This is a genomic window from Streptomyces sp. NPDC006544, from assembly GCF_040611715.1.
In the GTDB taxonomy this organism is placed as follows: domain Bacteria; phylum Actinomycetota; class Actinomycetes; order Streptomycetales; family Streptomycetaceae; genus Streptomyces.
On sequence record NZ_JBEXOV010000153.1, the window covers coordinates 1 to 11673 of the forward strand.

Consider the following 11673-nt stretch of genomic DNA (forward strand, 5'->3'; position numbering starts at 1 on the left):
ACCCCAAGCCGTTCATCTGGACCAAGACAGCCGAGGAGATCCTGGACTCCCTCGCCCGCTTCTGCCGACGGATCTCTGGCGCAGGACACTAGCCGCTGCCGCCCTCGACGCCGACGGGCCGCACGGGACGCCGGCCGTACGCGCCGCACGCTGGACAGCGGCCCCGGGCGCCGGACGCCGGGGGTCCCGCGCCCGGCGCCCCGAGCCCCCCGCCCGGACGCCGGACGCGTCCGGAGCACCCTTAGAACACGGGCAGCGCCCACCTCGGCGGCGGCGGTGGCGGCGCCGGCCCGTCGGAAGCCGAGGCCTCCCGGGTCGCGGGGCGCCCGGAGGCCCCTTCCGCCGGCTCCGGGTCCACTTCCGCACCCGCCCGGCGCAGAGCGCCCGTGAACTCCAGGCAGCTGTTCCAGCGGTCCTCGGGAGACTTGGCGAGGGCCCGCCACAGGACCGCGTCCACCGCCGTCGGCAGATCCGGCCGCAGCGAGGTCACCGACGGCGCCTCGTCGTACTGGTGGGCCCACAGCAGGGCCATGTCCTCGTCGCGCTGGAACGGCGGAACGCCCGTCAAGGTCTCGTAGACCACGCATCCCAGGCCGTAGACGTCGCAGCGCCCGTCCACCGGCTTCCCGGCGATCTGCTCCGGCGCCACGTAGTCCAGGGTTCCCACGAACTGGCCGACGCTCGTGAACCCGGTCAGCGACAGCGATTTCTTCGTCAGCCCGAAGTCCGTCAGGTAGACGTGCTCCGGATGATCGCTGTCCGTCCCCTGCGCGACCAGGATGTTGCCGGGCTTCACGTCCCGGTGGACCAGGTCGTGGTCGTGCGCCGCGTCGAGGGCCGAGGCGACCTGGGCGGCGATCCGCGCCGCCGTCTCCACGGACAGCGGACCCACCCGGTCCATCAGGGCCCGCAGGTCCTCGCCGGCCACGTACCGCATGGCGATGTACAGCAGCCCGTCCGTCTCGCCCGCCTCGAAGACGGGCACGATGTGCGGGTGGTCGATGGCGGCCGCGACCTTCGACTCGTGCGCGAACCGCTGCCGGAAGGTGTCGTTGCGCGCCAGTTCGGGCGCGAGCAGTTTCAGTGCGACCATGCGGTCCAGCCGTACGTCGTGCGCGCGGTAGACGACCGCCATGCCGCCGCGTCCGATCTCGTCCTCCACGACATAGCCGGCGATGCGCCGTCCCCGCAGGTCGGAGGCGCGCCCGCGCACCGGCTCGGCGTCCGGGCCGCCTCCCGGGGCCGACCCCATCAGCCGTCCTCCGCCCCGGGCAGGTCCACGACCCTGGTGCGCTCGTACGGCGCGTCCCGTACGTCGGCCTCCTCCGCGGTGTCCGGTTCACGCCTCGGCGCCTCCGGCGTGGGCGGGGCGCCCGGTCCCGCGACGACGGCGAAGGTCATCAGGCGGCTCCCGTCCCCGTACATCCACCGTCGCGACGTCTCGTCGTAGAGCCACACGGACTCGCCGTCGACGACGACCCCGGCCCGTAGACCCCGTACGCCGCGCCGGAAGGACTCGGCATCGCTCCGCCCCTCGGCGAGGTCGGCCACCGCCCGCCGGTAGCGTTCCAGTTCCCCGGCGCAGCGCTCGAGCAGGGGCCGCGGGTCCTCCGTGCGCGTCAGCGGCCGTCCGCCGGTCGGCGGAGGCTTCGGTACGGCGACCAGCATGCGTCCGTCCACCCATGCGGACCATCCGTTCGCGCACAGGATCTCCCCCCACTCGCCGCGCTGCGACAGCAGCTGCACCGGGAGGAACTCGTCGAGCGGGACGGTGGGGCGGGACATGTCGGGGGTCTCCCACGCGGCCAGCCCCTCCTGCGGGACGATGTGGGTGGGGCGGAAGTCCACGGCTTCGCCGGGGCTGGTCATGGCGGCTACTTCCGCATGACGGTGGGCTCGTGGCGGCGGAGGATCCGGAGCACCAGCACCCCGAAGAGCACGCACAGGACGACCATCATGCCCATCTCGATGAGCCACAGGCCGGCCTCGTGATCGAACAGCGGGTCCTGGGTGATCTTGCCGGGCACGATGGCCCCCAGGTCGATGGTGTTCGACATCGCCCCCATGGCCCACCGGGCCGGGACGAACCACGCCAGCTGCTCGATGACGGGAACCCCGGTGAGTTTCAGCAGGGAGCCGCAGAAGACGACCTGGACGATGGTGAGCAGGACCAGCAGGGGCATGGTGACCTCCTCCTTGCTCACCAGGGCGGAGATCAGCAGTCCGAGCAGCATGGCGGTGACGGACAGCAGGGCGACGGCGAGAGTGATCTCGATCAGCGGGGGCAGGAAGACGCCTCTGCCGCCCGGGGCGTTGCTCTTGACGCCGGCGAGACCGACCAGGGTCAGGACCACCGCCTGGCCGACGGTGACCGTGCCGAGGACCACCACCTTCGACATCAGGTAGGCCGATCTGGAAAGGCCCACGGCGCGTTCGCGCTGGTAGATGACGCGCTCCTTGACGATTTCGCGCACCGCGTTGGCGGCGCCGGTCAGGACTCCGCCCACGCACAGGATGAACAGGGCGTTCAGCGCCGTCTCGGCCGTGAGGACGCTGCCGGCGAGCGCGCGGGCCATGGCGCCCATGACGAACGGCAGCGCCACCATGATGATCAGGAAGGTGCGGTCGGCGCCGAGGACGGCCGTGTACCGCCGGATCAGGGTGGAGAGCTGGGAGCCCCAGCTCTGGGCCTTGGGCGGCGGTTTCGGCACGACACCGCCGGCCCGTTCGGCCTCCCCGGCGAGCGGGAGCCGGCCGGCGACCTCGACGTAGCGGCGCTGCGCCGGCGAGGCCCGGTACTCCCCGGCCCAGTCGCGGTCGCGCTCGCTCTCGAAGGCCTCGAAGGCCTCGGGCCACTGCTCGTAGCCGAAGAATCCGAGTGCCTCGTCGGGCGGGCCGTAGTACGCGACGCGCCCGCCGGGCGCGAGGACCAGCAGGCGGTCGCAGACGCTGAGGTTGAGCACGCTGTGGGTGACGACGATGACCGTGCGGCCGTCGTCGGCGAGGCCCCGCAGCATGTGCATCACCGAGCGGTCCATCCCCGGGTCCAGCCCGGACGTGGGCTCGTCCAGGAAGAGCAGGGAGGGTTTGGTCAGCAGTTCCAGGGCGACGGAGACCCGCTTGCGCTGGCCGCCGGAGAGGCTGTGGATGGGCAGGTCGGCGCGCTCCTGGAGGCCGAGTTCGCCGATCACCTCGTCGACCCGGGCCTCTCGTTCGGCCTTGGCGGTGTCCTGCGGGAAGCGCAGTTCGGCGGCGTAGACGAGGGCGCGGCGGACGGTGAGCTGCGCGTGCAGGATGTCGTCCTGCGGGACGAGGCCGATGCGGCTGCGCAGTTCGGCGTAGTCGCGGTAGAGGTCGCGCCCGTCGTAGAGGACGGTGCCCTGATCGGCCGGGCGCAGGCCGGTCAGCGCCCCGAGCAGCGTGGACTTGCCGGCGCCGCTGGGGCCGACGACGGCGAGCAGGCATTTGGCGCCGACGGGCAGGGAGACGTGGTCGAGGAGGGTCTTGCGGCCGTGGTCGACGGCGACGGTGAGGTCCTGGACGTCGAGGGAGACCTCGCCGGTGTCGACGTACTCCTGGAGCTGGTCGCCGACGAGGCAGAAGGCGGAGTGTCCGATGCCGACGACGTCGCCCTCCCCGATGCTCGCGGCCCGGGTCAGGCGGGCGCCGTTGAGGTAGGTGCCGTTGTGGCTGCCCAGGTCGGCGATCTCGTACGTGCCGCTGTCGAGGGCGCGCAGTTCGGCGTGGTGGCGGGAGACGACGAGGTCGTCGATGACGAGGTCGTTGTCGGGGGCGCGGCCGATGCGGACGGCGGCGGCGCTGTCGGCCGTGGGGCGGACCGAGGCGGCGCGGCGGAAGGTGCCGGTCATGGCGGGGTGGGAGACGGGTGCGGGGCGGGCCCCGGCCGGTTCGACGAGGCGCACGCGCGGGCCGTCGTCGGAGTGGCCGAAGCGGAGTTCGCTGCCGACCCCGACGGCCCATTCCCGGACGCGGTGACCGTCGGCCCAGGTGCCGTTGGTGCTCCCCTCGTCCTCGAGCGTCCAGTGGTCGCCGTCGGGGCGCAGGACGGCGTGGTGCCAGGAGACGCGGGCGTCGTCGAGGCAGATCTCGCAGAGGGGGTCGCGGCCGAGGTGGTACGTCCGGCGGGGACTCAGTGCGGTGGAGCCCCTGTCGGTTTCCAATACGAGCTCGGGCGCGGTCGCCGCACCGTGGCGCTGAACCATGCACAGAGTTTCCCACGTTCTGAGCGACCCGGCATAACCGCAGGTCAGAGGCTGCTTATGGGTAATGACAACGGTCCCCGTTGCAGCCTTTGCCCATCGTCCGCAGGTGCGCTTCACTTCAGGGGCCGCACCCGGCAGCAGCACCGGACGATTGACGGGGGAAGCCATGAGCGCGCACGACCACGCGCCGCACGACCACGACGGACAGGCCCACGGCGCGCACGCCGAGGGGCACGCCGACGGCCACGGGCACGGGCCGGGTGGTCACAGCCACGGGGTCGCCGCCGACGCCGACCGCCGCTGGCTCGGCATCTCCCTCGGACTGATCGTCGGCTTCATGGCCGTCGAGGTGGTCATCGGCGTCGTGGCCCACTCCCTGGCCCTGATCTCGGACGCCGCGCACATGCTGACGGACGCCGTGTCGATCGTCCTGGCGCTGATCGCGATGCGGCTGGCCGCCCGCCCGGCGCGCGGCGGTTTCACGTACGGCCTCAAGCGCGCGGAGATACTTTCGGCCCAGGCCAACGGGCTCACCCTGCTCCTGCTGGCGGTATGGCTGGCGTACGAGGCGGTGCGCCGGCTGCTGGATCCGCCCCCGGTGGAGGGCGGGCTGGTGCTGGTGACGGCGCTCGCGGGCATCGTCGTCAACATCGCGGCGGCCTGGTGCATCTCGAAGGCGAACCGCACCTCGCTGGCCGTCGAGGGCGCCTACCAGCACATCCTCAACGACCTGTTCGCCTTCATCGGCACCGCGGTGGCCGGTCTGATCGTGCTGACCACCGGATTCCGGCAGGCCGACTCGATCGCCTCGCTCGTCGTGGTCGTCCTGATGGTCAAGGCGGGCTACGGGCTGATCCGCGAGTCCGGCCGGATCCTCCTGGAGGCCGCTCCGGCGCATGTGGACCCGGACGCGGTCGGCGACCGGCTCGTCGGGCAGCCGCCCGTCACCGAAGTCCACGACCTGCACATCTGGACCATCACCTCCGGGCAGGCCGCCCTGTCCGCGCACGTCCTGGTGGCGCCGGAGGGCGACTGCCACGCGGTGCGCCGGGACCTGGAAGCCGTGCTGTCCAAGGAGTACGGGATCACCCACACCACCCTCCAGGTGGACCACGCCCACGACTCCCTCCTCACGGTCGGCCGCGGCCCCGGCGAGGACCCGGTCGACCCGCACTGCGCGGACTCCCACGGCCCGGTCCACCGGCAGGGCCCCCACGCGCACTGAGCGGCCCCCGCGCGGGGCATACATCACCCCATGACCGCGAAACGAAGTGCCGGACTGCTCCTCTTCCGGGAGAGTGACGCGACGGGCACGGAAGTACTGCTCGGCCATATGGGCGGCCCGTTCTGGGAACGGCGGGACGGGGGTGCCTGGTCGATCCCGAAGGGCGAGTACGGGCCGCAGGAGAGCCCGCGCGACGCGGCCCGCCGGGAGTTCGAGGAGGAGCTCGGGCTGCCGCCGCCGGAGGGTCCGTACCTGCCGCTGGGCGAGGTGCGGATGACCGGCGGGAAGGTGGTGACCGTCTGGGCGGTGCGGGCGGACCTCGATCCGGCCCTGGCGGTGCCGGGCACCTTCACCATGGAATGGCCGCCGAAATCGGGCCGGCTGGCGGAGTTCCCCGAGCTGGACCGGGTGGAGTGGTTCGCTCCCGCCGTGGCCAGAAGCAAGCTGGTGGTCAGTCAGATCCCGTTCCTGGAAAGGCTGTTGGAACTCCGGGCGGACGAGGGTTGACCCTACCTTTACTTGCCAGCAAACCCCGCCCGCGTGGACATTGCACGTATGACGAACGTCGTGCTGGTGGGGACCCTGGACACCAAGGGTGTGGAGTACGGCTGGTTGCGCGAGAGGCTGCTGCGCGCCGGCGTCGAAGTGGTCATGGTCGACACGGGGATCATGGACGAGCCCCGCGTGCCCGCCGACGTGCCGCGCGAAGCGGTGGCGCGGGCGGCGGGCACGGAACTCTCACGGCTGCGCGCGGCCGCCGACCGGGGCGCGGCCGTCACCACGATGGCCCGGGGCGCGGAGGCGACCCTCTTGCGGCTGCACGCCGAAGGCCGCCTGCACGGGGTCCTCGCGATCGGCGGCAGCAGCGGCACGTCCATCGCCACCCGGGCGATGCGCGCCCTGCCGCTTGGCGTCCCGAAGGTGATGGTGTCCTCGATGGCGTCCGGGGACGTGGCCCCGTACATCGGGTCCGCGGACATCACGATGATGTACAGCGTCGTGGACATCGCGGGGATCAACAGCATCTCCGAGCCGGTCCTGACCAACGCCGTCGAGGCCGTCGCCGGGATGGCCAAGGGCTTCGAGCGCGGCTCCGCGGGGCTGCGACGGCCGGCCCGCCTGGGCGAGGGCAGCCGTCCGCTGATCGCGGCGAGCATGGCGGGGGTGACCACGCCCGGCGTGGACGCCGCCCGTGAGCGGCTGACCGAGCTCGGCTACGAGGTCCTGGTCTTCCACGTCAGCGGTACCGGCGGCCGCACCCTGGAGACCCTGGCCGGCCAGGGGATCTTCGCGGGCGTCCTCGACCTCACGCTCAGCGAGCTCGCCGACGACCTGTGCGGCGGCATCCTCACCGCCGGGCCCGACCGGCTCAGCGCGGCCGGACGGGCCGGCATCCCCCAGGTGGTGAGCCTGGGCGCGCTGGACATGGTCAAGTTCGGTCCGATGGAGAGCCTGCCCGAGCGGGTCCGCTACCGTCGGGTCCGCGTCCACAACCCCTCGATCACGGTGATCCGTACGACCGGGGCCGAATGCGCCGAACTCGGGCGCCGGGTCGCCGCCAAGCTCCGCGCGTCCACCGGTCCCACGGCCGTCTGCGTCCCACTGCGCGGACTGTCCACGCTGGGCGCCCCGGGCGGCCCTTACCATGACCCCGAAGCCGACGGGGCGCTGTTCTCGGCGCTGCGGGACGGGCTTCGGGACAGCACCGCCCGGCTCTACGACTACGACACCCACATCAACGACCCGTCCTTCGGCCGGGCGGCCGCCGACCGGCTGCACGCCATGATCGGCGCGCAGGCCGCAGCGGCCTGAGACCCCGCTCCGTCCTTTCCCGCCGAGAGCACCGCGCGGTGGGGAACCAGCCGTGACCGGAAACTGTCCCAGGGGGTGGGCGGTGCCCTGGGACGACCGGCCCCGAGGCGCGGTCACGGCACGGCGGGGGGAAGGCAGAAGGCATGAACGGCATGTGGTCGGTACCCGGTTACTCGCAGATCCGCGAGCTCGGCTCGGGCGCCAGCGGGCGCGTGGTGCTCGCCGTCCACGACGGCACCGGCACGGCGGTCGCGGTGAAGTACCTCAACGACAGGATGCTCGAGAACCCGGCCTTCGTCCGGGAATTCCGGGCGGAGGCCCAGCTGCTCGGCGCGCTCGGCTCGCCGTACGTGGTCGGGCTGTACGAGTACGTGGAGGCGCCGGGCGGCGCCGCCATCGTGATGGAACTCGTGGACGGCATCCCCCTCAACGCCCTGCTCAAGCAGTGCGGGCAGACCGGCCCCGAGGCGGCCCTGGTGCTGTTGAAGGGCTCCTTGCTCGGGCTGGCGGACGCGCACCGGGCCGGTGTGGTCCACCGCGACTACAAGCCGGCGAACGTGCTGGTCGCGGCCGACGGCACCTCCAAGCTCGTCGACTTCGGCATCGCCACCCCGATGGGCACGACTCCGGGCGCGGCGGGCACGCCCGCGTACATGGCACCTGAGCAGTGGCAGGGCCGCCCGGCTTCCCCGGCCGCCGACGTGTACGCGGCGACGGCGACGTTCTTCGAGTGCCTGACCGGCCGCAAGCCCTACGACGGCCAGAGCTTCGCGGAGCTCGCGGTCCAGCACGTCGAGGCACCCGTGCCCGAGACCGAGGCGCCGGAGCCGGTGCGCCCGCTGATCCGCCGGGGCCTGGCGAAGGCCCCGGAGCAGCGGCCCGAGGACGCCGAGGCGTTCGTGGCGGAGCTGGAGGGCGTGGCGCGGGCCGCGTACGGACCCGAATGGGAGGAACGCGGACAGCGCAAGCTGGCCGCGCTGGCGGCCCTGCTGCCCCTGCTGTTCCCCTCGGCGGGCGCCCCGGCGCAGGGAACCACGGCGCTGGCCACGACCGTTTTGCCCCAGCCCCCGGTCACCTGGAGCCCGGGGCGGCGCGGCCTGGTCGCGGCCGGCGCGACACTGGTGCTGGGCGTGCTGGCCGTGTTCGGCTACCAGGCGGTCGGCGCCGAACCGGCCGGGGCGAAGGCGCTGAACGCCTTCGCGACGTCGAGCGCTTCGGGGCCGGCCCCGGCCTCCCCGTCCGCGGAGCCCTCGATCCCGCCGAGCCCGAGTCCCAGTCCCAGCCCCAGCCCCTCTCCCAGCGCGACGCCCTCGCCGTCCGCGTCCGCCGCCCCGAGCCACAGCGGCCCGCCGTCCCCGACACCGACGCCCACCAAATCCCCGACACCCACACCGAGCCCGAGCGTGCTCGTCTCCGCGGTGTCCGTCACTCTCAAGGCCTCGCCCACGGTGGGTGACGCGCTCGTGAGCCTCAATGCCAAAGGCGGGTCCGTGACCGTGGTACTCGAATGGTTCCGCGGCGACGCGCCGAACGCCCTCACCGTCGCGGACGGCACCGACAGCCTGACCGCCCCCGCCGGCCCGCAGAGCACCGTGTCGCAGCGGCACGCCATCGCGCGCGGGGGCGCCTGCTACCTGACGGTGCGCGTCTCCACGAAGCCCGCCGCTTCGCCGCAGTACGCGTACGCGACCTCCCAGATCCCGCGCTGCGTGGTCGTGCCCCGATGAGCGATCCCCGCGCCCCGCAGGGCGACGACGACTACAGCGCCACCGTCCTCGGCAGCCACTGGATCAGCGGCCCGCCCGAGGACCCGGCCGGGACCGGGACCGAGCGGTTGCGGCCGCCGGTCGGGACACCCGGCGAGGACGCGACCCGGCGGCTGGAGACTCCGGGCGAGGACGCGACCCGGCGGCTGGAGACTCCGGGCGGGGACGCGACCCCGGAGACACCGGGCGGGGACGCGACCCGGCCGTCGCAGACACCGGGAGAAGGCGCGACCCGGGAGATACCGGGAGAAGGCGTCACCCGGCCGTCGGAGCATCCGGGCGCGGCCGTGCCGGACCGCGTCGAGGGGTCGGTGCTGCGGTTCGGGCCGGGGGTGACGGCCGCCCTCCCGGCGCCGTTCCCGCTGCACCCGCGACCGGAGCCGCCCCGCCGGAAGGGCGAATGGCGGCGGTACGCGCTGGCGACCGCGGTCCTGCTCGCGGTCCTCGCCTATCTGGGCTGGCAGCGCTACGGGCCGGCCCTGGAGGTCCGGGACGTGGCGGTCGCCACCGACGCCGGTGGTCCCGCGTGCGACGCGACCGCGGACGTGGTGGCCGTCGTGCACACCAACGGGCGCGCCGGGGTCCTCACCTACCGTTGGCTGCGCAGCGACGGCACGCAGTCGGAGCAGCTGACCGAGCGGGTGCCCAGCGGACGGCGGGAGGCCCGGCTGCACCTGCTGTGGACCTTCCAGGGCGCGGGCACCTACCCGGCGAAGGCCGAGCTCCAGCTGGTGTCCCCGCAACGGCGGACGGCCGCCGCGGAGTTCACGTACCGCTGCCGCCCGTAGCCGGTACGCGGATCACGGCGCGACCGGCCTCGAGGTCCATCCGGGAACGGGGCGGGGACCGGTCCTTCCGGCCGGGTCGGCCGGGGCCTTGCGGCCGAGGCGCGGGCGACCCCCTCGCTGGTTGACTCGAAGGTGTCGACGAGGGCGCTCAGGACGTCCTCCCGGCACCTTGCCGCCACGTTCCAGCCGGCGACACACCCCCAACCGGAACGTGGCCGTCCCGCACGGATGCCACGGCCGCGCGGGAGGCCCGCAGCTGCTTTGGGGAGCGGCTGCGGGCCGTCTCGCGTCCGGGCCCCGCCGGGGGTACGGCCTCTTCACGGTCACGGCCCCGCCAGGGTGCCGCGTGCGTACGGGCCGCCCGGTCGGGCCTTGCCCGGTCTCCGCGCCCGGTTCAGAATCGGGCGTGCGCGGTGATGTCCGCCGCGAACTGCCCCGTCATCGCCGGGGTCACCGTCGGCCGGCACTGCGCGACGGCCGCCAGGTAGTCCGCCGTGCTCGCGCCGAACGGCGCCGCCGCCGCACCCCGGGCGCCCACCGCCTCCAGGTCCCGTTCGAAGGACACCTGCGCCGCGATCCGCGCCGCGTGCTCGATGTCGGCCGGGGTGAACAGCTCGCTCGCCTCCACCAGCGCCGCCACGTCCACCTCGCCGCGCCCCGCCGTGTAGCGGGACCAGATCGCGTGGCGGGCGCCCGCGTCCGGGGTGCCGATGGGGATCAGGTAGTCGAAGCGGCCGGGCCGCAGGAACGCCGGATCGAGCGAGCGGATGGAGTTGGTGGCGCAGACCAGCAGCCGTTCGTCGCCCTCCCGGAATCCGGGTATCAGCTTGAGCAGTTCGTTGGTCACCCCGTGGATCCCGCCGGGCTGCGCGGGCTCGGTGCGGACGGGAGCGATCTCCTCGACCTCGTCGATGAACACGAGGACCCGCTCCAGTTCGGCGATCCGGGCGAACGCGTCGCGCAGCGCCGCCGACAGGTTGCCCTCGTCGGCGAGGCGGGAGGGCAGCAGTTCGACGAAGGGCCAGCCGAGCCGGGAGGCGACGGCCCGCGCGAAGGTGGTCTTGCCGGTGCCGGGCGGGCCGAAGAGGGTGATGGCGCGCGGCGGGCGCACCCCGTGCGCGGCAGCCCGCTCCGGTTCGGCGAGCGGCAGCACCACGCGCCGCTCGATGAGGTCCTTCTCCTTCTCCATGCCGGCGACCGCGGCCCACAGGTCCTTCGGCAGGAAGCGGCCGCCGAGGTCGTCGAGGAGGCCGGCGGCCGGTCCGTGGAGCGGCTCGGTCTTCTCGAAGTAGGCCACGGCGGGCTGCCGGGTGTAGCCCGCGTTGAGCAGTCCCTCCCCGAGCAGGTCCTCCTCGGGCAGGACGTACGCGATGCGGCCGACGCGGGCGGCGATCAGCCGCCTCTCCAGCTCCACGAGCAGGGCGCTGGCCAGGCCCCGGCCGCGCCAGCCCGCGGCGATGGCGATGCGCATGACCCAGGCCCGCTCCCCGGTGACGCAGGCGAGCGCGGCGCCGATCGGAACGCCCTGGTGGACGGCGACCACGCACGGCTGCCGGTCGGTGAGGGCGCCGATGCATTCGGCGAGTGAGAAGACGGACTCCTGGCCGAGCTCGGCCGTGGTGTCGATCAGATGGACAACGGCCGCGAGATCGCTCTCGCGGTAGTCGTGAATCAGCCAGTTCACCGGGTACCGCCCCTCGTTCGTGCTCCTGCGTGCCTGCGGACCGCCCGCTGCCTGCCCGCCGTGCTGCTGCTGCCGCGAGGCTAGGCAGTGTCTGATGGCTCTTGCCTGGCATGGTGGATCTACCGCTGTTCTGGGCAGGAAGCCGTCATGGTGCGTCGGCATGAACTGACGAATG

General features: G+C 73.4%; 9 protein-coding genes. 5 read left to right on the plus strand and 4 right to left on the minus strand.

All coding sequences use genetic code 11. From position 1 onward, the window contains the following. Positions 1-241 precede the first annotated feature (241 nt). Genes ABZY44_RS35685 through ABZY44_RS35695 form a run of 3 tightly spaced genes read right to left on the minus strand, consistent with a single transcriptional unit; the run spans position 242 to position 4223 of the window. Complete coding sequence (locus ABZY44_RS35685) at positions 242-1252, minus strand: serine/threonine-protein kinase (protein WP_356661345.1); 1011 nt, start codon at positions 1250-1252, stop codon at positions 242-244. Further along, positions 1252-1869, minus strand: a complete 618-nt coding sequence (locus tag ABZY44_RS35690; RefSeq protein ID WP_356661347.1) for a hypothetical protein — start codon at positions 1867-1869, stop codon at positions 1252-1254. The genes ABZY44_RS35685 and ABZY44_RS35690 overlap by 1 nt, the downstream gene beginning before the upstream one ends. Positions 1870-1874: 5 nt before the next feature. Further along, on the minus strand, positions 1875-4223 hold the full coding sequence (locus ABZY44_RS35695) for an FHA domain-containing protein (protein ID WP_356661349.1): 2349 nt from the start codon (positions 4221-4223) through the stop codon (positions 1875-1877). Positions 4224-4389: 166 nt separating this feature from the next. On the opposite strand from ABZY44_RS35695, the gene ABZY44_RS35700 reads away from it, so the two are divergent. The 5 genes from ABZY44_RS35700 (at position 4390) to ABZY44_RS35720 (ending at position 9814) form a co-directional block, all read left to right on the plus strand. After that, positions 4390-5448, plus strand: coding sequence for a cation diffusion facilitator family transporter (locus ABZY44_RS35700; RefSeq protein ID WP_356661351.1), 1059 nt, complete (start codon positions 4390-4392; stop codon positions 5446-5448). A gap of 30 nt (positions 5449-5478) precedes the next feature. Beyond that, positions 5479-5955 (plus strand): NUDIX domain-containing protein, encoded by a 477-nt coding sequence (locus tag ABZY44_RS35705; RefSeq protein WP_356661353.1) that lies wholly within the window; start codon positions 5479-5481, stop codon positions 5953-5955. 48 nt (positions 5956-6003) lie between these two features. Continuing rightward, complete coding sequence (locus ABZY44_RS35710; RefSeq protein ID WP_356661355.1) at positions 6004-7260, plus strand: Tm-1-like ATP-binding domain-containing protein; 1257 nt, start codon at positions 6004-6006, stop codon at positions 7258-7260. Between the two features lie 143 nt (positions 7261-7403). Continuing rightward, a complete protein-coding gene (locus ABZY44_RS35715; RefSeq protein WP_356661357.1) occupies positions 7404-8987 on the plus strand; it encodes a serine/threonine-protein kinase in 1584 nt (527 codons plus the stop codon). Continuing rightward, positions 8984-9814, plus strand: a complete 831-nt coding sequence (locus tag ABZY44_RS35720) for a hypothetical protein (RefSeq protein ID WP_356661359.1) — start codon at positions 8984-8986, stop codon at positions 9812-9814. Before ABZY44_RS35715 ends, ABZY44_RS35720 begins: the two co-directional genes overlap by 4 nt. A 394-nt stretch (positions 9815-10208) precedes the next feature. Here the strand turns inward: ABZY44_RS35720 and ABZY44_RS35725 are convergent, their stop codons facing one another. Next, entirely contained in the window at positions 10209-11498 is a 1290-nt protein-coding gene (locus ABZY44_RS35725) for a bifunctional GNAT family N-acetyltransferase/ATP-binding protein (protein ID WP_356661361.1), read from the minus strand. Between the last annotated feature and the right edge of the window lie 175 nt (positions 11499-11673).